Source organism: Embleya sp. L77, assembly GCF_055557415.1.
Genome location: NZ_CM145710.1, coordinates 36,062 through 60,920, shown reverse-complemented (window position 1 = coordinate 60,920; position 24,859 = coordinate 36,062). Strand labels below are relative to the sequence as shown.

The 24,859-nt window shown below is 69.4% G+C and carries 17 protein-coding genes and 2 pseudogenes; 10 read left to right on the top strand and 9 right to left on the bottom strand.

Features of this window, described 5'->3' with window-relative positions; genetic code table 11:
- Positions 1-215: 215 nt before the first annotated feature.
- The 6 genes from ACZOOI_RS30145 to ACZOOI_RS30120 form a co-directional block, all read right to left on the bottom strand.
- A complete protein-coding gene (locus ACZOOI_RS30145) occupies positions 216-2,645 on the bottom strand; it encodes a glycoside hydrolase family 2 TIM barrel-domain containing protein (protein WP_465282730.1) in 2,430 nt (809 codons plus the stop codon).
- Positions 2,646-2,722: 77 nt separating this feature from the next.
- A complete protein-coding gene (locus ACZOOI_RS30140) occupies positions 2,723-3,574 on the bottom strand; it encodes an SMP-30/gluconolactonase/LRE family protein (RefSeq protein WP_465282729.1) in 852 nt (283 codons plus the stop codon).
- A complete protein-coding gene (locus tag ACZOOI_RS30135; protein WP_465282728.1) occupies positions 3,571-4,341 on the bottom strand; it encodes an IclR family transcriptional regulator in 771 nt (256 codons plus the stop codon). Before ACZOOI_RS30135 ends, ACZOOI_RS30140 begins: the two co-directional genes overlap by 4 nt.
- A gap of 55 nt (positions 4,342-4,396) precedes the next feature.
- Complete coding sequence (locus ACZOOI_RS30130; RefSeq protein ID WP_465282727.1) at positions 4,397-5,389, bottom strand: hypothetical protein; 993 nt, start codon at positions 5,387-5,389, stop codon at positions 4,397-4,399.
- A 71-nt stretch (positions 5,390-5,460) separates the two neighbouring features.
- Positions 5,461-6,489 carry a zinc-dependent alcohol dehydrogenase gene (locus tag ACZOOI_RS30125; RefSeq protein WP_465282726.1) on the bottom strand — a complete coding sequence of 343 codons (1,029 nt, stop codon included), beginning with the start codon at positions 6,487-6,489 and terminating at the stop codon, positions 5,461-5,463.
- Positions 6,486-7,643, bottom strand: a complete 1,158-nt coding sequence (locus tag ACZOOI_RS30120) for a mandelate racemase/muconate lactonizing enzyme family protein (RefSeq protein WP_465282725.1) — start codon at positions 7,641-7,643, stop codon at positions 6,486-6,488. The genes ACZOOI_RS30125 and ACZOOI_RS30120 overlap by 4 nt, the downstream gene beginning before the upstream one ends.
- Positions 7,644-7,843: 200 nt before the next feature.
- Here ACZOOI_RS30120 and ACZOOI_RS30115 point away from each other — a divergent pair, with 200 nt between their 5' ends.
- The 3 genes and pseudogenes from ACZOOI_RS30115 to ACZOOI_RS30105 all read left to right on the top strand — a co-directional run bounded on the left by ACZOOI_RS30115 (position 7,844) and on the right by ACZOOI_RS30105 (position 11,222).
- A complete protein-coding gene (locus tag ACZOOI_RS30115; protein WP_465282724.1) occupies positions 7,844-9,403 on the top strand; it encodes an aldehyde dehydrogenase (NADP(+)) in 1,560 nt (519 codons plus the stop codon).
- Between the two features lie 278 nt (positions 9,404-9,681).
- A pseudogene (locus tag ACZOOI_RS30110) lies at positions 9,682-9,867 on the top strand (DUF5060 domain-containing protein); the annotation flags it as partial.
- 365 nt (positions 9,868-10,232) lie between these two features.
- The gene (locus ACZOOI_RS30105) at positions 10,233-11,222 is read left to right on the top strand and encodes a DUF5605 domain-containing protein (RefSeq protein WP_465282723.1); all 990 of its coding nucleotides are present in this window, start codon (positions 10,233-10,235) and stop codon (positions 11,220-11,222) included.
- Between the two features lie 132 nt (positions 11,223-11,354).
- Here the strand turns inward: ACZOOI_RS30105 and ACZOOI_RS30100 are convergent.
- Positions 11,355-12,361 (bottom strand): IS630 family transposase gene (locus ACZOOI_RS30100; RefSeq protein ID WP_465282722.1). Its coding sequence is split into 2 segments (ribosomal slippage): positions 11,355-11,975 and positions 11,978-12,361, totalling 1,005 coding nucleotides; the frame shifts between segments, so codons are not numbered across the junction.
- A gap of 32 nt (positions 12,362-12,393) precedes the next feature.
- On the opposite strand from ACZOOI_RS30100, the gene ACZOOI_RS30095 reads away from it, so the two are divergent.
- From ACZOOI_RS30095 to ACZOOI_RS30075, 5 genes and pseudogenes are all read left to right on the top strand, one after another.
- Positions 12,394-12,801, top strand: coding sequence for an RHS repeat-associated core domain-containing protein (locus ACZOOI_RS30095; RefSeq protein WP_465282721.1), 408 nt, complete (start codon positions 12,394-12,396; stop codon positions 12,799-12,801).
- A 16-nt stretch (positions 12,802-12,817) separates the two neighbouring features.
- Complete coding sequence (locus tag ACZOOI_RS30090) at positions 12,818-12,985, top strand: hypothetical protein (protein ID WP_465282720.1); 168 nt, start codon at positions 12,818-12,820, stop codon at positions 12,983-12,985.
- A gap of 2 nt (positions 12,986-12,987) precedes the next feature.
- Positions 12,988-13,179, top strand: coding sequence for a hypothetical protein (locus tag ACZOOI_RS30085; protein ID WP_465282719.1), 192 nt, complete (start codon positions 12,988-12,990; stop codon positions 13,177-13,179).
- Positions 13,180-13,507: 328 nt separating this feature from the next.
- Positions 13,508-14,193, top strand: a pseudogene (locus ACZOOI_RS30080) (transposase); the annotation flags it as partial.
- A 1,608-nt stretch (positions 14,194-15,801) separates the two neighbouring features.
- The gene (locus ACZOOI_RS30075; RefSeq protein WP_465282718.1) at positions 15,802-16,395 is read left to right on the top strand and encodes a hypothetical protein; all 594 of its coding nucleotides are present in this window, start codon (positions 15,802-15,804) and stop codon (positions 16,393-16,395) included.
- A gap of 759 nt (positions 16,396-17,154) precedes the next feature.
- Here ACZOOI_RS30075 and ACZOOI_RS30070 read toward each other — a convergent pair.
- Positions 17,155-18,224, bottom strand: a protein-coding gene (locus ACZOOI_RS30070; protein WP_465282717.1) for an IS630 family transposase whose coding sequence is annotated in 2 segments (ribosomal slippage) — positions 17,155-17,753 and positions 17,753-18,224 — 1,071 coding nt in all. Because the reading frame shifts where the segments join, the coding sequence is not laid out codon by codon here.
- A gap of 531 nt (positions 18,225-18,755) precedes the next feature.
- Between ACZOOI_RS30070 and ACZOOI_RS30065 the strand changes: the two genes are divergently transcribed.
- Both ACZOOI_RS30065 and ACZOOI_RS30060 read left to right on the top strand, forming a co-directional pair.
- Complete coding sequence (locus ACZOOI_RS30065) at positions 18,756-22,256, top strand: WD40 repeat domain-containing serine/threonine protein kinase (RefSeq protein ID WP_465282716.1); 3,501 nt, start codon at positions 18,756-18,758, stop codon at positions 22,254-22,256.
- Positions 22,253-23,155, top strand: a complete 903-nt coding sequence (locus tag ACZOOI_RS30060) for a tetratricopeptide repeat protein (RefSeq protein ID WP_391589371.1) — start codon at positions 22,253-22,255, stop codon at positions 23,153-23,155. Before ACZOOI_RS30065 ends, ACZOOI_RS30060 begins: the two co-directional genes overlap by 4 nt.
- A gap of 486 nt (positions 23,156-23,641) precedes the next feature.
- On the opposite strand, the gene ACZOOI_RS30055 is transcribed toward ACZOOI_RS30060, so the two are convergent.
- A complete protein-coding gene (locus ACZOOI_RS30055) occupies positions 23,642-24,343 on the bottom strand; it encodes an AAA family ATPase (RefSeq protein WP_465282715.1) in 702 nt (233 codons plus the stop codon).
- Positions 24,344-24,859 lie beyond the last annotated feature (516 nt).

Here is a 24,859-nt window from a genome sequence, read left to right as displayed (position 1 = left end):
TCAAGGGGTGAGTGGAGGAAGATTCCGCTTCGGCGTTCGCCTCCGCGACTCGGTGGTCGAGATACCCGGTGGCGTCGGTCATCCTGGGCGAGTGGGGGACGGGAAGAACGCGAATCGCTCCACGGGGTTCCGGCCGGGCACACACATGAGTGTCGATCCAGATGATCCGCATCTTCTCGACCCTGTGAGCGTCTCCTTGCCGTCGGGGCCGCGCGTCACGCGGCACGGACCGTCGTCGTGACCGTGTCGCAACCGGGGGCGGATGCGGTGATCGTGATCTCGCCGGGGCCGGTGGGGCGGACGACGGCGAGGGCTCGGCCTTGGTACGTGCTGTGGATGGTGGCGGCGAAGGTCTGCGTGGTGGTGGGGTTGGCGCTGCCAAAGCCCTGAAGGACCCCCGGGCCGGTGACTTCCACGGTCAGGGGGAGGTCGCGGGCGGTTTGGACAATTCCGTCGGGGTCGGTGAGGGTCAGGGTGATGTACGCGAGGTCGGTCTCGTCGGCGCGGACCTGTGCCCGGTCGGCCGCCGCCTGTAGTTCGACCGTGTCCGCGGGGGTGGTCAGTCGTGTGCGGCCTTGTTCGGTGCCGTTCGTGTAGGCCACGGCGACGAGTTCGCCCGGCTGATAGGTGGTGTCGAACTCGGCCCGGAAGCGGTGGTGTTCACCGGCGGGCGCCGTGCCGAGGGACCGGCCGTCGAGCAGCAGTTCGACCTCGTCGGCGTTGCTGTAGACCTCGACGGTGACCGGAGCGCCCTTGTGGTCGCCCCAATCCCAGCTGGGCGTCGAGTCGGTCCAGGACCACGGTCCCGAGGTGTTCTCCCGCCCGTGGGCGGCCGGGTTCCGGACGGCGATGTACGGGGTGTGGCGCAGGCCGAAGACGGTCTCGCGCCAGTAGGAGGCGGGGCGGCGGTGCCCGGTGATGTCGAGGTCGCCGCACCATGCGGTGAGGAAGCGGAAGGGTGAGGCTTCGGCTGCTGTCGGGTCCTGGTCGGCGTAGGTGACCGCACCGATGCCGGCTTCGCCGAGGTAGTCCCAGCCGGTCCAGGTGAAGTCGCCGATGACGTGGCTGTTGTCCTTGACCAGGCGCCAGTTGGTGTCGATGCGGTTCGGGAACGTTTCGGTGCCGACGATGATCCGGTCGGGGAACAGTTCGCGGTCCGTCTCGTAGCGTTCTTCGAGGTAGTTCATGCCGGCGATGTCGAGGACCGCGAAGGATTCGGCGGTCTTCTTGGTGACCAGTTCGGAGGAGCCGATCCGATTCAGGTGCTCGCCCAGCTGGGCCATGACCGTGTTGACGTCCGAGTTCTCGGCCGCGGCGGCGAGGGACGGGTCGCGGGCGAGGTCGTCCATGACCGAGAACAGGGCGTTGACGCCGTTGGTGATGTAGCGGGTGTCGTCGAGGGAGCGGATCTTCTCGGCCAGTCTGCGGCCCCAGACCGCCCCGGCGGGGCTGCCGACCTCGGGGATCTCGTTGCCGATCGAGTACATGACGACGCTGGGGTGGTTGAGGTCCTTGCGGACCATGGCCTCGACGTCGCGTTCCCACCAGGTGGCGAAGTCGAGCGCGTAGTCGAAGTGCCGCTTGTTCGAGGTCCACATGTCGCACAGCTCGTCCATGACGAGCATGCCGAGTCGGTCGCAGGCGTCCAGCATCGCGCGGCTGAGCGGGTTGTGGGCGCTGCGGATGGCGTTGAACCCGGCGTCCTTGAGCAGTTGCACGCGCCGTTCGTCGGCTCGGGCGATGGTCGCCGCGCCGATGACACCGTTGTCGTGGTGGACGCACGTTCCGCGCAGGTTGATCTGCTCGCCGTTGATCCGGAGGCCGTGCTTCGGGTCGAGCCGCAGCTCGCGGATGCCGAAAGTGACGGTGTCCTCGTCGAGGGTGCCGTCGGCGTCACTCAGCCGGACGGTGGCGGTGTGGAGGTTGGGGTGGTCGACACTCCACAGGGCCGGGTCTTCGAGGTACAGGCGCTGGCGCACGGTGGCCGGCTCACCGGGAAGGACGGTGGCCGTGGTGATGCCGGTCGCGACGATGCGGCCGTCGCCGTCGTGGATCTCGGTCCTCACCTCGACCGTCTGGCGGTTCATGCCGTCGTTCTCGATGACGGTGACGACTGCGGCGATCGCGCCTTCGGTGTCGATGTCGGGGGTGCTCACGCGGACGCCGTCCAGGGCGATGTGGGTCGCCTCGCCGACGATCAGGTGCGTGTCGCGGTGGATGCCCGCGCCGGTGTACCAGCGCGAGTCGTCGTGCGTGCGGCATTCCACGCGGATTTCGTTGTCCGCGGCGTAGTGCAGGTGGTTGTCGGTGCGGATCGCGAAGGTCGAGTAGCCGTAGGGGCGTTGGCCTGCGAACTCACCGTTGATGTAGACCATCGCGTCGCGCAGGACGCCCTCGAACTCGATCGTCACACGTTTGCCGCGGTAGTCGTCCGGCACGTACAGCGTCTTTCGGTACTCGTACACGCCGCCGGGAAAGAAGCCGGACGAGCGGCCGTTGACCGCCTCCGGGTCGCGTTCGAGGGCGATGGTCGCATCGTGCGGCAGGGTCACCGGTGTCCACGGCATGTTGAAGTAGGACGCCGCCTCGAAAGGAACGGCTTTGGGGCGAAACTCCCAGCCCTGGTTGAACAGCGTACGAATCACGGTCTGGCCTTCTTCGAGGTCCGGCGCCCGGGAGCGCCGGTGTGGTGAGCGGGTCGTTCGGTCGCGTGGGTGTTGGGTCAGCCCGCGAAGCGGAGTTGCGGGAGGCCCTGTCCGATCCCACTCGTCACCAGCAGCGAGCCGGCGAGCGGGTGGGGTGTGGACAGCCCGGTGCGGGCGGTGGTGATGTACAGGTCGGTGAGGGTGCTGCCGCCGAACGCGCATGCGGTGGGTCGCTGCACCGGCAGATCGATCACCCGGTCGAGGCGCCCGTCGGGGGTGTAGCGGCGCACAGCGGCGCCGTCCCACAGGGCGACCCACACGGCGCCGTCCGCGTCGACGGTGATGCCGTCGGGCCAGCCCGCGCCGGGTTCGATCTCCACCCGGCGACGCCGGTTTCTCACGTGGCCATCGGTGTAGGTGAACACATCGATGCATCGCGTGGGGGTGTCGACGTAGTACATCAGGCGGTGGTCCGGGCTCCAGGCGATGCCGTTGCTCACGGTGACGTCGTCCAGGACCGGGTTCGCCGTGCCGTCGGGGCCGATCCGGGTCAGGGTGCCACCGCCTGGGGCTTCGTCGTAACGCATTGTGCCGACCCACAGCGCGCCGTCCGGCGCGACGGCGGCGTCGTTGCTGCGGCGGCCCGGCACCGGGTCGTGGTGCAGCCAGGTGAAATCGCCCGCCACGTTGTACAGTCCGACGCCGTCGCGGAGGTTGACCACCAGTCCGCCGACGCTGCGGGGCTTGGCTGCCCCGACGTGTTGATCGGTGGCCAGTACGCTTCGGTCGTCGGTGGACGGGTCGAAGGTGTGCACGCGGAAGCCGAGGATGTCGACCCAGATCAGTGTGCCTTCGGTGGCGTCCCAGGTCGCGCCCTCACCCAGTTCGGCGTCGTCGGCGACGGCCTCGTCGACAGTCGTCGTGGTCATGGTGCGGCCTTTCGGTGTCCGAGCCGAGTGGAGAGTTCCGCCGCGCCGGAGGCGGCGAGTTCCTCCAACTGCGTGCGCCGGTCCGGGTTCCAGCGGATGCCGGGGACCGAGATGGACAGCGCCGCGACGACCTGTCCGGTGCGGTCGCGTACCGGCGCGGCCACGCACGACGCGTCGAGGTTGGATTCGCTCTCCTCGACCGCGCAGTCTCGATCCCGCGTGCGGGCAAGGGTGGCGTCCAGAGTTTCGGTGTCGGTGATGCTGTTGGCGGTCATGGCCTCGAGCACGGTGCCGTGGGGGATTCGGGCGCGCAGTTCGTCCTCGGGTAGGGAGGCGAGGAGCATCTTGCCGACGGCGGTGCAGTGCGCGGGCAGACGGCGTCCGGCCGCGGAGACCAGGCGCACGGCCTGGGTGGAGTCGACCTTGGCGACGTAGATGACGTCGCGGTCCTCCAGGATCGCGACGTGCACGGTCTCCTGGCATTTCTCCGCGACCCGTCGGGCCACCTGCCGTCCCTCGGCTGCCAGGTCGAGTTGCTCGGCGTACCGGCTGCCCAATTGGTAGAGGCGGACCCCCAGGCGGTACCCGTCCCGTTGATCCCGGACGAGACAGTTGCGGGCGACCAGCGTCGCCAACAGTTCGTGCACGGTGGTGCGCGGGAGCCTCAGTTCGCGCGCGATGTCCGGGGCGGTCAGCGTCGCGTCCCGATCCAGGAAGAGTTCCAGGATGTCGAATGCCCTGGTGACTGCGGGCACGAGTCGTTTCACGGTCGGGTACCTCCTGCGGTGTCGTCGGGTTGTTCCCGCCGGATGGAGGCGACGATCACCGAGCCGAGACCGGGATCGTCCGGGGCAAGGGAAAACGCCGGAGTTCACCGGGCAAGCGGGAGCCCAACGGGGACATGCCGCCGGCGGCGCCGTGGCGCTCCAGCAGGTCGAGGACAAGACGGCCGCGACGGACGCGTTCGCGGGACGCGGCCAGGACGGTCTCGCGCAGGTGTGCGCCGGACGGGTACAGCGCAGGCGCCTTGGACAGGCCGAACTTCAGGTACAGCGGCGCGCCGCGGCGGATGAGTTCGGCGGCGTCGTACATGCGTACGTACCCACCGAGGTCGTCGGGGGCCTCGATGTAGAGGTCCATCGGTGCGCGGCTGACGCGGCGGATCTCGGTGAGGTGCTGCAGGGTCAGGTCGGAGGGGATGTTGATCGAGTCCGCCCCGAGTTGCTCGAACACCGCGTACGAGGCCGGGTTGACCGGGCCGATGAGCGCGGAGACCTTGAGTGTCGTCTCCGCCGGCAGGACGCCGGTCGCGCGCAGACGGTGCAGCGTCCACAGCACACCCTCGTCGGCGACGAGCAGACACCGGACACCCAACTCGGTTGCACGGACGGTGTCTTCGACGCACGCGGCGAGCGCGTCGTGGCCGCGGGCACGAAGGCCGGCTCCGCCCGAGGGGGTTCTGGTGCCGGCGCCGATGTCCCAGGTGCCGCGCGGTCCGGTGAACAGGCACAGCTCGATGTGCTGCTCGGTGCACGCGTCGACCATTTCGGTGATCTCGGCGTCGGTGAGCATCCAGACGCCGCTGCCTTGGCTGACGCGGTGGACGGGCACGTCCAGCCTGTCGGCTTCGGCCAGGACGACGGCGAGTGCCTCGGGGCCCTCGACCGAGGGGACCTCGGTGCGCCATGTGCCCCCGTCGGGGAACGCGTGCGCGGAGGCGTCGGCGGGTTGCGGGGTCGGTGCGGCCAGACCGAGCGACGCGAGCGCCCGCTCGCCGGGACGCCGGGACACCGCGGGTTCGGCGGGAGTGGACAACGGGACTCCTTGCAGGTGGTGGTGATGTCGCCGAGCGGGTCGCGACTGTCGCGAGTGGCGGGGCTTCGGTGTCAAAGGGCCTCGGGATGCGGGTGCAGCAGCACCTTGCCGACGCTTCGATCGGAGCCGCCGACCAGTTCGACCGCGCGCTCGAACTCCGCCAAAGGCAGCCGGTGGGTGATCAGCGGGAGCGGGTCCAGCAGACCTGCGGCGAATGCGCGCACCGCGTGCGTCCACGTGGCCGGGGCGGCGCCGAAGACGGTGCGCACCTCCAATTGGCGGACCACCAGGTCGGTCGGGTCCAGCCCCGCCGCGCCGGGTGCGGGGATTCCGGTGAGCACCAGCCGCCCGCCACGACGCAACAGGGACGCGGCGACGCGGGCGCTGTCGGCCGCACCGGCCGCCTCGACGACGACGTCGAGGTCGCCCGTGCCGTCGAGACGGTCGACGGTGCGGTACGCCGTGGCGCCGCACCTGCGCGCGAGGAGGCCTCCTTCGGGGTGTTTCCCGACGACGGTCAACTCCGCAGGGGAGGAGGCGGCGAGGAATTGTGCGGCCAGCAATCCGAGAGCGCCCGTCCCGACGACCGCGACGCGGTCACCGGGACGCACATCGGCCCGCAGCGCGGCCGCCGCCGCACACGCCGCAGGTTCCAGCAGCGCGGCGGCCGTCAGGTCGGCGTCGTCCGGCAGCAGGTGGAGGAGCCGGGCCGGCAGGGTGAGGGTGGGGGCCATCGCGCCGGGCAGGGTGAAGCCGGTCTCCTCGTATCCCGCACCGCACAACGTGCTCTCGCCCGCGCGACACCGGTCGCAGATCCGGCAGTTGCGGAAGCCCTCGCCGACGACCTTGCGTTCGATCAGCGCCTCCGGCACACCGTCGCCGACCGCCTCGACGGTGCCGGACCACTCGTGTCCGGGCGTCAGCGGATAGCGCACGAAGCCCTTCGCGCGCGTGCCCCGCCACACCTCGCGGTCGCTGCCACAGATGCCCACCGCGTGCACGCGCACCCGCGCCTGGCCCGGCCCCGGCGACGCCGGGACGTGCGTCACCAGACGGACCGTGCCGGGGCGATCCACGACAAGCGCTTGGGCGCCGGTCATCGAACCGCCTCCGGGTCGCGCTTCTCCCAGCCGTCGGCGAACAGATCGAAGTGCGCCTTCTGCTGGGGGAATTCGGCGGCCGCGTCGGCGTCGAACTCCACGCCGAGGCCCGGTGCGTCGCTGATCTCGAAGTAGCCGTCGACGACCTGGGGAGCGCCCTTGACCACGGCCTTGATCTCGGCGTCGGCGAAGTCGTTGAAGTGCTCCAGTACCTTGAAGTTCGGCGTGGAGAAACCGACCTGCAGCGACGCTGCGGTCAGCACCGAGCCGCCGACGTTGTGCGGAGCGACCAGCATGTAGTGCGTCTCGGCCGCCGCCGCGACCTTGCGGGTCTCCGCGATGCCACCGATGTGCCCGAGGTCGGGCTGGACGATGTCGACGGCCTGGGACTCGAACAGTTCGCGAAACTCGATGCGGTCGTGGATGCGCTCACCGGTCGCGATCGGCAGGTCAACCTTGGCGGCGACCTTGGCGAGCGCCTTCAGATTCTCCGGCGGCACGGGCTCCTCGACCCACGCGGGACGAAACGGCGCCATGTCGTGCGCCAGGCGCACCGCGGTGGACGGGCTGAACCGGCCGTGCATCTCCAACATGAGCTCGGCGTCCGGGCCGATCGCGTCGCGCACCGCCTCGATCAACGAGACCGCGTACAGACCTTCCTCGTGCGTGAGCTCGAACCGCCCCGCGCCGAAGGGGTCGATCTTCAGCGCCCGATAGCCGCTCTCGACCACCCGGCGCGCCGCCTGCGCATACGCGTCCGGGGTGCGTTCGGTGGTGTACCAGCCGTTGGCGTAGGCCTTGACCTTGTCGGTGACCTTGCCGCCGAGCAGTTGCCACACCGGCACGCCGAGCGCCTTGCCCTTGATGTCCCAGCACGCCATCTCGACGCAGGCGATGCCGGACATGACGATCTCGCCGGCGCGGCCGTAGTCGCCGTACTTCATCCGGCGGACCAGATCCTCGGTCGCGAACGGGTCGGAGCCGAGGACGTGGTTGACCTTCGCCTCGTGCAGGTAGCCGAGCAGCGCGTCGGTGTGGCCGAGCATGCGGGTTTCGCCGACGCCGGTCAGGCCCTCATCGGTGTGGACGAGCACATAGGTCAGGTTCCGCCACGGCGTGCCGACGACGTGTGTATCAACCCGCGTGATCCGCAAGACGGGCTCCTTACCGAGAAGTCTCGTTCGAAATATCGTACGTCGTTCACAAATACGGACGCGGTTGACGGTATGGACGGCCGGATGGGGTGTCAAGCCCCGGCTCTTCGTGGTTGACCGCATCGGCGAGCGCGCCTATCGTCAACCGCGTTCGCATTTGTGAACGACGTACGATATTTCGAACAAGGAGTTGTGGGCCCGTGTCAGGTGTGCCCGTCTGGAGTGTCGACCCGCGAACCGGCGAGCAGCGCCACCAGGTCTCGGTGGAAGCAACAGCGGCGGACGTCGACGCCGCGGCGCGTGCGGCCCACGCCGTCCGCGACGCGTTGGCGGACCGCACCGTGCGCGCGGCCCTCCTGCGCACCGCCTCGCAGGAGTTGGAGGCCGACCACGACGCCCTGGTCGCGGCGGCGGACACCGAAACCGCGCTCGGTATCTCCCGGCTCACCGGCGAACTGGCCCGCACCTGCACGCAGTTGCGGGCATTCGCCGACATCGTCGATGCCGGCGCGTTCCTCGACATCGTCGTCAACCACCCCGACCCCGACATCATCCCCCCGGTCCCCGATCTGCGCCGCTACAAGATCCCGATCGGCGTCGTCGCGGTCTACTCCGCGTCCAATTTCCCCTTCGCGTTCTCCGTGGCCGGCGGCGACACCGCCAGCGCCCTGGCAGCCGGCTGCCCAGTGGTGGTCAAGGCACACCCCGACCACCCCGCCACCTCCGAACTCGCCGGACAGGCGCTGCGCCGGGCCGCCTCCCGCAACGGGCTGCCCGAGACCGTGGTGCAGGTCGTCCACGGCTTCGACGCCGGCGTCCACCTGATCCGCCACCCCCTCGTCGCCGCCGCCGGCTTCACCGGATCCCTGCGCGGCGGACGGGCGTTGTACGACGCCGCCGCGGCTCGCCCCGTACCGATCCCCTTCCACGGCGAACTCGGCTCCCTCAACCCCGTCGTCATCACCGCCGACGCGGCCGCCGAACGCGCCGAGGAGATCGGAAGCACGCTGGCGGCTTCGGTGACCCTCGGTCACGGCCAGTTCTGCGTCAAACCCGGACTCGCCCTCGTCCCTACGGGAGAGCCCGGTGACCGGCTGGTGGAGGCGCTGGCCGCAGCCCTGGAAAAGACCGCCAGCGCCGTCCTCCTCGACCACCGCATGCGCGACGCCTACCTCAGCGGCATGGAGCAGCGCGCCGCACTGCCCGAAGTCGACTCTCCCGTCGCCGCCGGCCCTGACGGCGACCACGCAGTCCGCGCTGGCCTGCTCACGGTGTCCGCCTCGCTCCTCGCCGAAGGAAACGGGGACGCGCATCACCTGCTGCTCGAGGAATGCTTCGGTCCCGCCATCGTGGTGGCCCGCTACGTCGGGCTCGACGAGGCATATGCGGTGCTGGATCGCCTGCCGGGAAACCTGACCGCCACACTTCAGGTCTCCGCTCCCGAGACGGAGGACCACGGCACCGCGGCCCTGCTCGCCCGCCTGACCGGCCTCGCCGGACGGGTCGTGGTCAACGCCTGGCCCACCGGCGTCGCGGTCGCCCCCGCACAACACCACGGCGGCCCCTACCCGGCCACCACCTCCACCTCCACCTCGGTCGGCGCCACCGCCATCGAACGCTGGCTCCGCCCCGTCGCCTACCAGAACACCCCCCAAGCCCTGCTGCCACCGGAACTCCGCGACGCCAACCCACTGAGTCTGCCGCGCAACGTCGACGGGCGCCCCGAGAACTGCGTGCACAGGAGGACTAGCTTTGGTTAGGACATAGAACCCAACTGTGCAAGGTTTTGTGGGGCGAACGATGCTCTGCCTTGGCGTCGCCGTGCATCGTTCCGGGGCCGTGGCGTTGCGCATCCTGTCGGTGCACCCCTTGTATTGCGTATCCCATACGCAAAGATGTGGGGTCATGCCGCGTCGCTCGGGTGTCGTCGCTGCCGGCGGCGGGTCGGCGCCCTGTGTGTGCCGGGCTCGGGCCGGGACCGGCGGCCGGGTGACGTTGCTCGGAACAAGCGAGGGGAAGATGCGGTGAGCGTGCGGCAATGGGACCTGTACGAGGTTGTCCTGCTGGGGCCTGGGCGCGGCGCGGCAACCCCTTCGACGAGGTGGATCTGTCCGCACGGTTCACTCTTGGTGAGCACCAGGTGGAGGTGGCCGGCTTCTACGACGGCGAGGGGACGTACCGGGTGCGGTTCATGCCCGACCGCCCGGGGGTCTGGGCGTACGAGACGTCCAGCAACGCACCGGAACTCGACGGCCGCGCGGGCGGCTTCGAGTGCATCGGCCCGCGCTCCGGCAGCCACGGTCCGGTCCGGGTACACAACACGTACCATTTCGCGTACGCCGACGGCACGCCTTTCAAGCCCGTGGGAACCACCGCGTACGCCTGGACGCATCAGGGTGCGGAACTGGCCGCGCAGACCTTGACCACGCTGGCGGCGTCGCCGTTCAACAAGGTCCGTTTCTGCGTCTTCCCGAAGTACTACGCGTACAACCGCAACGAGCCCGAGCGGTACCCCTTCGTCGGCACGCCCCGACGGGATGGGACTTTTCCCGCTTCGATCCCGCGTTCTTCCGCGACTTCGAACACCGGGTGGGCCAACTGCGCGACCTGGGCATCGAGGCCGACGTCATCTTGTTCCACCCCTACGACGAAAGCCGCTGGGGCTTCGACCGGATGGACGCCGACACCGACGAACGCTACCTGCGGTACGTGGTGACGCGGCTGTCCGATAACCTGTGGTGGTCGATCGCGAACGAGTTCGACCTGATGACGCTTCCCTGGTTCGGCGGCGTCAAGACCGAGCACGACTTCGACCGCGCGTTCCAAGTGGTCCGGGACAGCGACCCGTACGGGCATTTGCGGTCCATCCACAACTTCGGCGCGTTTTACGACCACAACAAACCCTGGGTGACGCATGCCAGCATCCAAAAGGGCGCCGCGGTCGAAGCGGCCGGGCGCGCGGTGCTGTACCGCGACGTCTACCGCAAGCCGATCGTCTTCGACGAGGTTCAGTACGAAGGGAACCTCCCCGAGGCCTGGGGCCGCATCGACGCCGAAGAACTCGTCCATCGGTTCTGGCACGGCACTCTCGCCGGCACCTATGTCAGCCACGGCGAGACGTACGCACACCCGCACGACATCGTGTGGTGGTCCAAGGGCGGCGTACTGCACGGCGAGAGTCCGGCGCGGATCCGCTTCCTCAAAGAAGTCATCGACACCGCGCCGCCCGCAGGACTGGACCCGCTGCCGTACGTGGCCAACCCCGACGGCATCGCCGGCACCTGGCCCGACTACTTCCTGCTCTACCTCGGCCGCGACACTCCCGTGGAATGGCGCTTTGCCATCCCTCTCTTCCCTGCCGACGCCCACGTCCCCCAGCCCATCCACGACGGCATGACCTTCCGCGTCGAAATCCTCGACACCTGGAACATGACCGTCACCCCCGTCGACCCGCTCTTCACCGCAGCCGTCGACGCCGACAACGCCATCGCGTACGCCCGAGGCAATGCCACCGTGAAGCTCCCAGACACCCCCTACCTCGCCCTACGCATCCAACGCATCCAACGCATCCCAGACTGAGACAGTCGTTCCCTGCGCGGCAGGCAGCACGTAAACGGTGCCGCCGAGCTGTGGCCCGCACTGCGAAGCTCCGGTGCCGGGATGCCGAAGTTGGTTACTGAGGTTTCCGTTGTGATGTCGCTTGGTTGGATTTCATTTCCTGGGTCGGATGACAAGTCCGGTTTCGGCGAGACAGCCGTCGATGAGGTGGGGCCGCCGTTGGATGTGGCGGAGGCCGTGTCTGATCGTGCGGACCAGGTGGTCGGCGTCGGTGAAGGCGGCGTTCCCGGTGAAGCCGCGACGGATCAGGGACCAGATCCCCTCCACCGGGTTCAGGTCCGGCGCGTAACTCGGCAATTGTCGGATCGTCAACCAGTCGTGCTCGGCGGCGTACTCCCGCATCCCGGAGGCGAGATGGGTGTTGAGGTTGTCCCGGATCAAAACGATCGGACCACCCAACTGCAGGTGCGCGCGCACCACCAGGTCGCGGTAGTCCGTCCAGGCGAAGCTCCTGCGTTCTCCTTGGCGACGGGTGTGCAGACGGGGTCGGTAGATCAGTCTGGGGCGTTCGCCCGGTTTGTAGCAGGCCAGGGCGGCGATCGAGACCCGTCCGCGGGAGCCGCCCCGCACCCTCACCACCGGTGTGGTCCCGCGTCGTCCCCAGGTGCGCGTTCGCGGCGGCGTCATCGACATCCCGGCCTCGTCCTCGAAGACGATCCACGCGTCGAGCGCCGCCGCGGTGCTTCCACCGACGGCCACGTCTCCCGAACCCAACCCCGCACCGCGTCCTCGTCCCGCTCCACCGCCCGCCGCGCGGGCTGTTGACACGACCACCCGGCCCGCCGCAGCACATCCCACACCCCGTGGATCGAGTACGTCACCCCGAAACGACGCCGGATCACCGCCCGCACCCGCACCAACGTCCAACGCTGATCCTCCCAACCATGGGCCCTCGGACCCTTGTCCAACTCCTCTTCCAACGCGGCCACCTGCGACGGATCCAGCCTGGGCAGCGACGCCGGGCCGGCGGACCGCAACCCCCGAACTCCCGTCTCACGCCAGGCACGACGCCACCGCTCCACCGACCGACGCGCCACCCGTAACTCCGACGCGATCACCGCGTTGGACTCACCCCGCCCGAACCGATCGGCGGCATCCAAACAAGACCGGCGCCCGTTACTACGACCCCACGGTGGGCCGCTTCACCCAGTCCGACCCCGCGGGCCGCGAGGCCAACGGGTACGCCTACGCGGCGGGCGATCCGATCAACCGGGCCGACCCGACCGGAACGTGGTCGCTCAAGATCGGAGGGGAAGCCTGCTTCGGCGTCTGCGTCGGCTTGAGCGCCTCCGTGGACCATCGCGGCAAGGTCGGCGTCACTCCGAGTCTGGGAATCGGCCTGCCGGGAGCGAGCGCCGGAGTGGAGGGTTCGACGGGCAACGTGAGCGACGGCTGGGGAGCCGGCGGCAAGTGCTCGGCGGGCCCGGCGAGCGCCTCCGCCTCGAACAGTGGCAGTTGGTCGTACGGCGGCGCGTTCGGCACCAAGGCGAGCACCCCGTACTGCGGAATAAGCGTCGAATACACAAAGGTCATCGATTAGCCTCGGGAGGACCCCCGTGGACGTCGCGACCACCTTGACCCGGGACGGGGACGGAATGCTCCTCGCCGGCCGTCAGGGACCAGGATGGCTCCTGATCGTCTTTCTGATCGCGTGGGTGGTTGCCGCGGCCGTCGTGATTCCGCTGTATCTGCGGTATCGCCGCCGCAACCGGTCGCAGGGGTAGGCATGATAATCGTCTTCGGCCTCATGGCGTGCGTATTCGGGATCGGGCTGGCCTGGCTCGGACCCCGACTGGGCACCGATGCGGCACGATCCTCTCGTGGCCTGTCCGTCCGCAGGAGCAGATTCACGTTCGTGGCCACTGGCGTGATTCTGTTCGTCGTCGGCGTCTTCGCGGTCGTGGGCCGACTGGTCTGACCGCTCCTCCCGCCCGGCACGTGGACGAACCGGTCCACGTGCCGGGCCCGGTCGAAGACGGCGCGCTCGCTGCACGTGCCCACGCCCGGACGCGGATACGAAGAGAGGTGGGCCCGGCACGACGACATGCGCGCCCGCCTGTCCCGCGCACGGACGGCTCTTCCGCCGCGGGCGCCGGGATCGTCGAAACCAGGGTCTGATTCGGGTTCTCCTCGGCCGTCGGTTCGACCGACGACCCCTGCATGCGCCGCATCATCCGGTCGCTACACCCGGGCCGCGCCCGGGAGTTGTTCGACGGCCCCCACGCCGGCGCCCCCGAACGCGGTCCGGCGCCGTGACGTCCCTGGTCGACCTCACCCTCACACCCGAACACCGACGCGGCCACGGCGCCCTCTTCGGCGGCTTGAACAGCGGCCGGATCGGCGAGGAACGCCTGCGGACCGTCCTGGCCGGTCTGCCGCTGCCCAGATGCGCGGACGGCCGGATCGTCCTCGCCGTCGATGTCAGCCCGTGGCTGCGCTCGGACGCGCTCCCACCAGCGCGGAACGCCTGTTCTGCCACGTCGAGGGGCGGGCGAGGAGCAGAGGTCCGGGGTGATCCCGGGTTGGCCGTACTCGTTCGTTGCCGCGTCGGAATCCGGACGCACCTCCTGGACCGCAATCCCAGACGTCGTCCGCCTGGGACCCGCGCACGACGCAACGGCCGTGACCGCGAACCAACTCCGTTCCGTGGTGAGCAGGTTGACGAAGTCGGGTCACTGGAACGAGGGTGACCTGGACATCGTCGTCGTCATGGACGCCGGCTACGACGCGACCCGTCTGGCGTTCGTCCCGGCGTGCCCGTCGGGATCCTGGGCCGGATCCGCTCGGATCGGGTGATGCTCCACCCGAGACCGCCCCGCCTGCCGGGCACCAACGGCCGCCCGCCCAAACACGGACCCGTGTTCGCGCTCGACAGACCCGAAACCTTTCCGCTCCGACCCGTTCGACCGTCACCGAGACCACCCGCTACGGGCCGGGACCAGTCCCGACGACGGGCGAAAGCCCCGTCCTGAGACGGCGGCGGCTCCGTCGACCGGGGGCGTTCCCCTGCCGCGCGGCAAGGAGCAAACGGTGCTTTATCAGATTTCCTGACCCCAATGCTGTCCAATATGCGCTGCTCGAGAACGGCATCAAGACAGGTCTCGGCTGCTTCCGGCCGAAGCGGCCGAGGGTTCTATTTCCGGGAGGAGTGGTCGACTAGCTTGTTGGAGCCCTGAAGAGACGGGCTATCCACTAACGAGTCGGGAATGGTATGCGCAGAATAGCGATTCTTTTGTCCGTAGCGCTTTCAATAGCGTTCTTACCGTGGTCCGCTAACGCCGGGGAGGGGAGTGCTGCACGCACAGAACCTTTGACGGCCCCTCCCTCGATGCCGCCGGCCACTGCTGCGCCCGTCCCGGCAACGACCCCCGCCCCCACCCACGACACATGTCCGGCGGCTCGACTCGCGTCGATGCAGTCCCCGGACCAGCGGGCGTCATGCATCACCACGGTCGCCCCCACGAGCCGTGCCGCCAAGGAAGCCGGGCGTCAGGCATTTGCACAGGCACGGGGGGCCGGGACCCTGGCGCCTGTCGCCCCTCCGGCGTGGTGTGCGGAAGATGCCTACATGAACGGGCAATGGTGGTTCTATCGCACCCAGGCATGCCGAACCTGGGGAGTCGCGGTCACCTATTTCTTGAATTCGGTCCCGCAAGGCACGGTCACGTCCACGATCACCGAGTATCTGTACACGGACACGGGCGCAGGTCCGGTCTTTGTGTCACAGATCGGAGTCATGCCCTACCTTGAGGTCGGCACGCTTCCTCCCGGCAGGCAGGTGACGAAGACGCTCACCTGCAAGCAACTCTGTTCCGTCACGAATGGGACGGCCACCCATCCGGAGGTGTTGTTCCAGTCTGCGGTCAGCGACGGCGGTCTCGTGGCCAACCCTCCTGCGGGCACCGTCCATTTCACAACCGCCACGAACTCCCTCACGTGGAGCGCACCCGGCTTTCCCTCCACCAATCCCGTCCGCTCCGAAAGCCCGGATATCCGATGCGATAGGGCGCTGCCGGGGAACAATAATACGGCTGCGTGCGTATTTCCCACCGGTCCTGCAAGTGTTGAATACAAATACTCGGATCCCGAGCACTGGGAGGCCGCCCAGCATATAGGTTGGGCGCTTTGGTCCGGGCTTCCGGGGGGTGCGGGCAGCGGTACCAGCCTGCAGCGCCTCAGGGATCCGTCGCAAAGCACCAACAACGGTAATCGAGCGTGCCCGAGCGGCGATCCATATCCCCGCCCGCCCGGCTACACCTGTGACGAATACCCCTTCCGATCCACTGAACAAGGCGCCTGGACTTCCGCGCCGCCTCCGGCGACATCTCCGGCCCGAACGTTCGGGTTCTGTCAATTGTCCTGGCCGAACACACAGCTCGTGACCGCGGCCACGGGGCCTGCGGGGCCCACGGGCTACAGTCGATGCAATGTAAACGCGAATCACAACACCAAGGCCGGGCAAATCCTACTGGACTTCTATCGAGTCCAGCGGATTCTTCCCGGTGATTGGTTCACCGTGTGGGTGCATTGAGGAGGGCTCATGACCGACACGCAGGACACCCGGCAGGGATGGGTGAGGGTCGCATATCACCAATTCTTCCTCACATCCGACGGCGACATCCCCACGATGTCGTCCGGCCCATCGAGCAACGGCTTGGTGAGAGGCGAGAACGGCGCGGTGGTGATTTCCACCGGGATCCACACGGGCGGCGTTCACGTGACGCTCCAGCCGGGCGACCGCGAACCAGTCCCCGATACCGGCGACTGGGAAGACGTCGCGGAGACGAGCGTGCTCGTCTCCGGTGAACTCCTGGTGGCCCCGGGAGAACCAATCGAAACCGACCTGCGATCGAATCTCGCCACAGCAGGCCCCGGCGTGTACCGCATCCGGGTACACGCCACGGGACGCATGTTCGACTACGACGGAAGCATGGCCCATTCCCGGGAGAGATATCTGATCCAGGCATGGCCGGCGCCCATGGGTGAGGACGTTTCGCTGCGACTCGGGCACGAGTACGCGAGGCAAACGGGAGTGGGTGGAACTCCGGTGCCGGAGCCACCACTGGCGACTCTCCCTCCCGGACCACCGATGACCCGCGAGCCACCTGCGACTTTCAGCCGACCCACTCGGTAGGCGCGGCGTCTCTCAACCATCAAACGTCCCTCGGCGTCGCCTTCGAGTGACAACCGGGCTCGTTCACGCGGATCCCGACGGCGGCTGACACCGCCTGAAGCATCATCCCTTGAGGGGGCGGGGGACCAAGTCCCCCCGCCCCCTCTTCCATGCCAGCCTGAACGCGGTTCGTCTGGAACGCGCGCCGAGCGGCCTTCCGCCACCTCGATGACGACCCACTCCTCGGACTTGAGCTGCCTCAACCCAGGAGCAGCGAAGCCACCTTTACCGATCCCAGACCTTTCTCCCGGATGACTCTGGAGGGGAATAGTGCAGGGGCGGGAAATCTCCTCCCGCCACTTCGGGATCCCCCGCCTGCTCCCACAGCTCGGCCGGCAACGTCAACGCGTGTATGTCCATGGAGCCGTTCGGGTTCGGTTCAAGCTGGAGTGGGGTTGGCGGCCAGCCACGTCTGAAGCTCGCGGTGACGGAACTGATATGCGGTACCCGCGATTCTCAATAGACCGGCGTCGGTGGCCCAATCACAGAACCTGCCCAGTCGCCACGGCAGTTGCGGGGTGCCCCTGGCACACCAGACGATGAATGTGAGTGTGCGGTGTGGTGTCAGCGGGTTTGGTGACAGCGGTTCCGGTTTTGGTTTCCCCTTGTTGAGCTGGGCTTTGTCCGGCTGACCGCAGGGTTCTTGGCTGTCACGGGATGACGAAGTGGCTGTCACGGTCTGCGAGACGGCGCTACTGAGTCTTTCTGGTTAGGGTGACGTCACGGCGTGTCCAGGGTGAGCCCGGTCTGGGCGATGAAGCCGTTGAGGAGTGCGGGTCGGTATTGCATGCGTCTGAGGCGTGTGCGTGCCAGGCCAGCGAGTTCGTCGGTGGTGCAGGCTGCGAGGTTGCCCAGACTGCGTTTCAGGTGGGCCCAGACCCCCTCGGCAGGGTTGAGGTCCGGGGCGTACGTCGGGAAGCGGAAGACGGTCAGCCACTCCCGCGCCTCGATCAGCTCCCGCATGGCGGCGTCGACATGATGGGTGTAGTTGTCCCACACCAGCACAATGGGCCCGCCGAGCTGTTGGTGGGCCGCGTCCAGCAAGGCGGCGAAGTCCTTCTCACGGAACCCCTTCGGATCGCCCTTGCGGCCCCGGTGCACCCGCATCCGGTAGATCAGCCGGGTCCGCCGACCGGGCCTGCAACACACCATGCCCGCCATGGAGATACGTCCGGAGCCCTTGGCGGACACCTCCACGACGGGCGGGTGGCCCCGCCGGGACCAGGTGCGCGCCCTGGGCGGGCGCAACGTCTGGCCGGCCTCGTCCGCGAAGCACAGCCAGGCGCCCTGGTCCCTCACCGTCTTTCCACGCGCGGCCACGTCTCCTTCACCCACGTCGCGACCGCGTCCTCGTCGCGTTCGGCCGCACGGCGCCGGGGCATCTGCGGGGTCCAGCCCATCTGCCGCAGGATCCGCCAGGTCTGCGGAACGCTGAACCGCACGTGGAACCGGCGGGCGATCACGACCGCCACCCGCTGGACCGTCCAGCGCTGGTCCTCGACCCAGCCGTGCGCGGCCGGGCCACGCGCCAACTCCGCATCCAGCCACGCCCGCCAGCCCGGTCTCATCCGCGAGGACCTGCCCGGCGGCCCCTTGGACCGCAACGCCTCCGGGCCTCCGCTCCGCCAGTCGGCGTGCCAGGCGTACGCGGACTTGCGGGAGACCCGCAGCCGCCGGGCAACCTCCGGCGGCGCGACCCCCTGGGCGAATAACTCGGCGGCCTCGAACCGCACTTGCTCCCGCTGGGCCCGCTGCTTCGCGGTCAGGCCGCCCCCGTCGGAATACCGCATAACAAGGACATACACCCACCACCACGCTGATCGTCACCCCCATCCGAAAGACTCATTAGCCAGGCCAGGTGAGCACCGAATCTCCCTGACCAGACGCGGCGGCCCACTCGGCAATCCGAGTGGGCCGCCGCGTCGGGCAGGGGGGCCGGCGACAGCACCGGCGGGTTGCCCGGCAGGACGAACGCCTCCGGGGCCACGCCGCCGGTGACACCTGGGAAGCCGTCCTCGGATGGGACGGCGACACCCCCGGTCGGCTACGTGTACGACAGCGGCGTACCCGCCTGAACGCAGCGCTTCTCGGGGGTTGAGGAACCCCGACCGGCGACGATGTCGCCGCCCTGACGGCGTTCTCGTCCCCAGGCGACGCCCGCCGCGGATAATTCCCGACGCGGCGTGGGGCGGCCGGGTGAACACCCCGATCATGAACGGCCGTTCGTGAGCGTAGGAGGCCGCTTGGGAGGGCGGCGGCGGGAAGTCTCGTGGCCTAGTCTGGTTTTCGGCGGGCCGCGGGGGCTCCGAGCGGGGGCGCGCATGACGGGTGGTATCGGGGTGTGGCACCCCGGGCAGGTCGTGCTGGACCGTTATGAGGTGCTGCGGACGGCCGGTGTGGGCGGTATGGGTGTTGTGTACCAGGTGCGGCATCTGGGCTGGGATCACGTCCTGGCGGTCAAGGTGCCGCGCCGCGAAGTGCTCGGTTCACCGCACCGCGTCGCCGCGTTCGAGCGGGAGGCCGAGGCGTGGGCGCATCTGGGGTTGCATCCGCACACCGTGCATTGCGCCTACACGCTGCGCGTCGCCGGGTTGCTCACGGTGTTCGCGGAGTGGGTGGACGGGGGCAGCCTCGACGGCGTGATCCGGTCCGGTGCGCTGTACCGCGACGGGCCCGAGCGTGCGCTGGCGCGCGTACTCGATGTGGGCGTGCAGTTCGCCTGGGGGCTCGACCACGCGCACCGCAGCGGGCTGGTGCACCAGGATGTCAAGCCCGCCAATGTCATGCTCACCGCCGACGGTGTCGTCAAGGTCACCGACTTCGGCCTCGCCAAAGCGCGTTCGGAGGTCGGCGGGGTCGGCGGGGTCGGCACCGGGCCGCCGACCGGCGGGCCCGATCCGAGCTTCACCGTTGCCGGGCTGACACCGGCGTACTCCTCGCCCGAGCAGACCGCCGCCGCGCGCGGCGAACCGATTCGGCTGACCCGCGCGACGGACATCTGGTCCTGGGCGGTCAGCGTCCTGGAGATGTTCGCCGGACGGCGTCTGCCCGGCCAAGGCCCTGACGCGCCGTCCGCCCTCGTCCACCTCGTCCGGCACGGCGCGGTCGACCCGTCGGTGCCGCCGTTGAGGCCCGACGTCGCCGATCTGCTCGCCCGGTGCCTGAGGTTCGAGCCCGGGGAACGACCGGCGAGTCTGACCGAGGTGGCGGACGAACTGGTCGCCATCCACGAGGCGACGGCCCGCGTCCGGTACTCCCGCCCTGCCCCGAAGCCGGCCGATCTCATCGGCGACAGCCTGTCGAACCACGCCCTGTCCGCTCTTGACCTGGGCGACGAAGACCGCGCGACCGACCTGTGGGAACAGTCGGCACAACGCGATCCGCACCACCCGCACACCGTCTACAACCGGGGACTGCACGCGTGGCGTGCCGGACGGCTCACCGACGCGCAACTCCTCGACGAGTTGGCGGCGGTACGCGACACGGATCCGCGCGACCGGCTTCGCAGCCATCTCCTGGGCCTGCTCCATCTGGAGCTGAACGATCGCGTCCAGGCCGCCGCGCTGCTGCGTGACGCTTCCGACGCCACGGCCGTGCGGAGCCTGCGGCGGGCCTCGACGGTGCGGCCGCCGCGCGTCCTCGTGCCGGAAACCACGTCGGCCGAATCGCTCGCCATCGCCCCGGGCGCCCGGGTGGCGCTCACCGGCCGCGGCGAACACACGATGCCCACACCGCCCGGCAGCGAGGGCGGAGCCGTCCGCGTGTGGGGGCTGGTGTCCGGAACCTGCCTGCACGCGTGGCCCGCCCACCCGCGCACCGCGTACACCGTCGCGCTGAGTGACGATGGGACGCGGGCGGCGTCGGGCGGCGACGACGGGACCGTGCGGGTGTGGGAGACCGACACCGGACGCCCCCTGCACTCGCTGCCCGCCCATACCGGGCCGGTCGAATCCGTCGCGTGGAGCCCGTGCGGGCGCCGGATCGTGTCCGCCACCCCGCACGGGTCCCTCATCGTGTGGGACGTCGACTCCGGCAGGCCGGTACGCGAGCTCCAGCCCCACGACGCGACGATCCACGGATTCCGCGGCTCCGCGGTGTTCGCCCCGGACGGCGAGTCGGTGGTGCGGTGGGAAGCCGGGCAGGCCCGCTTCCGGGTCTGGGAGATCGCGACCGGACGACTGATCCGCAGCCAACGCCTGTATCGATGCCGGGTCGCCCTCGGACACCACGGCCGGGTGGCCCTGGCGAAGGGCGATGACGGCATGGTGACCCTCTGGGCGCCCCTCACCGGCCGGAAACTCGGACAGTTCGAGGGACACCCGTTCTGGGGGGAGCAGTTCGCCGTCGACGCGGACGGCCGCCGCGCCCTGACCACCGGCCCGCTCGGGGCGCAGTTGTGGGACCTCGACACCGGACGCTGTCTTCGCACCCTGCGGGGCCACGGGCGGAACGGACCCGTGGCGATCAGCCCGGACGGCGGTGTCGGGCTGTGCTGCTCCGCGGACGGAGTCCGCGTGTGGGATCTGCTGCCCCTCGGGCCGACCGCGCCCTGGTCGTACGCCCGTCCGCACGAGGCCGCCGCTGTCACCGGCGCAGCCAATGCGGCCGCGACGGCGCTCGATCAGGCGGAACTACTCGCACAGAAAGGGGAGTTCGCCGCTGCAGCGGGCCGCATCCGGGCCGCGCGCGACGCCCCGGGGCACGAACGCCACCGTCCACTCGCGGACCGCTGGGCGGAACTCGGCAGCGCGCACGGCCGCCGCGTCGGTCTGAGATCCGCCTGGCACCAACACACCTTCGAAGCCGGCAACACACCCCTGGCGGTTCTCAGCCCGGACGGACGGCTCTCGCTGACCGCCGCCACACCGTTGCACAGCGCCGTGCTCTGGGACAACACCACCGGACTTCCGCTGCACACCCTTCGAGGCCACACCGAATACGTCCGCCGCGCGGTGTTCGCTCCGGACGGACGGACCGTGTTCACCGGGGACGACGACGACACCATCATGATGTGGGACACCGCCACCGGGAAGTGCCTCAAGCGGCGCACGGGGCACCGTGGGCTCATCTCCGTCGCCATGCTTCTGCCGGACAGCCGACACCTCGCGTCGGCACTCGGGGACCTCACGAACGCATATGCCCGCCGAGCCGTCCGCGAGCACCGCGGCTTCATCACCTCCGCGGCATGCACCCCCGACGGGCACACCGTGGTCACCGGGGGCGTCGACGCCACCGCCCGCGTGTGGCACCGCAGCCTGGCGCATCGGGCCGGACCGGTTCTGGCCGACCACACCGAGACGGTGACGTGCGTCGCCGTCGACGCCACCGGCGAAATGGTCCTCACCGGCTCGTGCGACAAAACCGCGCGCCTGTGGAGCCTGGCGACCGGACGATGCCTGCACGTACTCCGCGGCCACCACGACGACGTCGTCGCCGTCACCTTCGCACCGGACGGAAGAACCGCGCACACCTCGTCCGTTGACGGCACCCTTTGCGTCTGGGACCTGGCGAACGGCCGCGCCATCATGGTCCTGACCGGTCATACCGGCCTCATCAAGACACACCTGACGACTCCCGACGGACGCGCGGCACTGACCGCCGGGAACGACGGGACGATCCGCATTTGGGACCTCTCGCGGGGTACCGCCCTGCGTGTGCTGACCGGGCACACGAACCGAGTCACCGATATCGCGTTGAGCCACGACTGCCGCACCCTGCTTTCCGGCTCGTGGGACAACACCGCTCGACTCTGGTATCTCGACTGGGACTACGACTTCCGAACCCCCGCACCTCGTACGGACGAAGGGATGACATCACCATGATCAGCTCCTGCGCCGGAGAGCACTGCAAACGCCTCGTGAGCCTGTCCGAGGTACCCGGCGGAAACCCGGTCGCGCTCCGGGATCCCGAGGGCTTCGCCGTGTCCTTCCTCATCTGCGGCGACTGCAAGCTCACCTTCTGCGAGCGCTGCGACCCACGACGTATACGTCTCATCCGGGCGCTCCCTTGTGGCGCCTGCGGCGGCAAGCTGTTCGACGGCAACTACTGGCGCAACGCGCGCCGCCAACCCACCCCCGAGGCCGTCGTCCTGCACGACCAGGGCTACGAACTGGCCGCACAGGGCCAACTGGCGGAAGCCATCACCGTCTTCCGCGATGTCATCCGCCAACGCCCCCGGTACGTCCGGGCCCACATCCACCTCGCCGCCGCGCTCGACGGCGTCGGTGACGCCCAAGGCGCGCTCGAAGCCGTCGACAGGGCCCTGCGCATCGCCTCCGACAACCCCGCCGCACTCGTCGACCGCGCGAACTACCTGACCCAGCTCAGCCGCGGCGCGGAGGCGGTCATCGCGTACGACCGGGCCATCAAGCGCCTGCCCGCGCAACTGGCAGCCCACGTCAACAAGAGTCTCGTACTCCTCGACCTGAACCGCGTCGACGAAGCCGTCGCCGCCTGCACCGAGGCGGTCCGCCTCGCCACCACCGGAACCGGCGTCGACATCACTCCCACCGCCACCGCCGCCGCCCACGGCAGCCTCGGCGCGGCCTACCACCGTGCGGGCCGACACGACCTCGCGGTGAACGCCGCCGACCAGGCCATCCAATCCGACCCCGACAATCCCCAGTGGTACACCAACCGGGCCAACGCCCTGATGAACCTGGGACGTCCGGCGGAAGCCCGGCGCGATCGCGAAACCGCCGCGGCCCTGGCCGCGAACTGACGACGGCTCGCACCGGTCCCTCCGCACGGTGCCCCTCGTGCAGGAGAGCGTCGCCGTCCGCGTACCGGCGCAGCCGTCCCGCGGACTTCCACGCCTCGAATGTCAGGGGTTGGGGCTGCTTGTGTGTGAAACACAAAATTGCGACGTGGTGGCGACGTGCGCTGTCTCGCTGCGGAGTACCACTCACAAGCGGGGCGTTCGGTATGCCGCGGACAGAGCGGCACGGGAACCGGCGGATGCGGCAAAGCCGACCTTCGGGTACGAGGGGAGAAGGAAGTCGTACGGAACGAGTGGATCATCACCGCGGGCAAGCGTGTTCGGTGGAGAGGCTTGGGAATTGCTCGACTGCGCCCGCGTCCGGAATCAGCCTCGCGGCACCCTGCAGACGATCGCTGGCATCGGGAGGCGTGGCAAGCCGGGCACTCGCGAACAGATGTGTCTTACTTCCGAGGCGGCCCAGGGCGCACGATGGTCCGCACGTGCGCGTTACGGGCCCGCGGCGGAGGCGGCGAGTCGGTGTGCGGTGACCCGGTGCCATCCGCGCAACGTCCCGCCGACGTCCCGGTTCAGGCCGGTGATCTCACGGGCCGTGGTGTCCGCCCACAACGGGTGCAGGCCCGGGACCACCGTGACCGCCTCGGCGTCCGTCAAAGGCTCCAACCGCACACGCCGATACGTGTGGGAGTGCAGGTTCGGCGCCCGTTTCGGCAGCGCCGTGCCCCAGGCGGGGGAGCCGACGACGATCAGGGCGAGGTCGACGTGCGGGTCCTCGGCCAGGGCCGCGAAATACTCCAATGCGTCCTTCGGCAGGACGTCGGCGTGGTCGACGACGACGGTGCGCGGGGTTCGTTCGAACGCGCGGGTGACGCCGTGTTCGAAGTCGATCCGCGACCGCGGGGCCACCCGGCCCGGCCACAACCGCCCCCACAACGCCTCGCGCACGCCCGCCATCGTCGGGCGGGAACGAAACGTCAACCACGCCGCGTCCCGGCCCCGTTCACCCCGCGCCTCGCCCAGCGCGGCGGCCACGGCGGCGGTCTTGCCGACCCCGGGTACCCCGGTGACGCACAGCACGGCCGGTGTCGCGACCGCCTCCCGCACCGCCTCCCCGACCTCCAACAGCCCGACGGTGGCCGCCGTGCCCCACCCGGACACCACATCGACACCGGCCTCGGCTTCAGTCCACACGCGACGCGCCCTCCCGATCGACACCACCCCCGAACCGACCCAGTCTGGCCCCGAGGTCCGGGCCACGAGTCGAAAACCGGGGAAGTACCGGCGGCGGGCCGGTCGCCCGGTGACGGTGCCGCGTCGAGCACGGACGGCGGCCCGGTGATCTGGGAGGGCGCCTCGGTGGCGGTGGGCGACGGGTTCGGGCTCGACGTCGGGTCGGAGGTCGTCGGTGAGCCGGATCGGAGCCACCGAGACGGCGTCACCGCGACGATGTCTGTGGGCACCTGTAGGTACCGTGATCGTGTTCGAGGGGTGGCGGGTGCCGGCGGACGAAGAGCGGCGGACGTGGATGCTGGAGCCGTTCGTGGGTGTGGGGTCGCTGCGCTTCGGCTTGACCCCCGACGAGGTCGCGGACGCGATGCGGGAGGTCACCGCGCAATCCGAGCGATACAGGCGTAGTTGTCCGCCGGGCGCGAACGTCTACACGGTCGAGGAGGGGTGGTATCGGGAGTTCGGTCTGCGCCCTGGGCA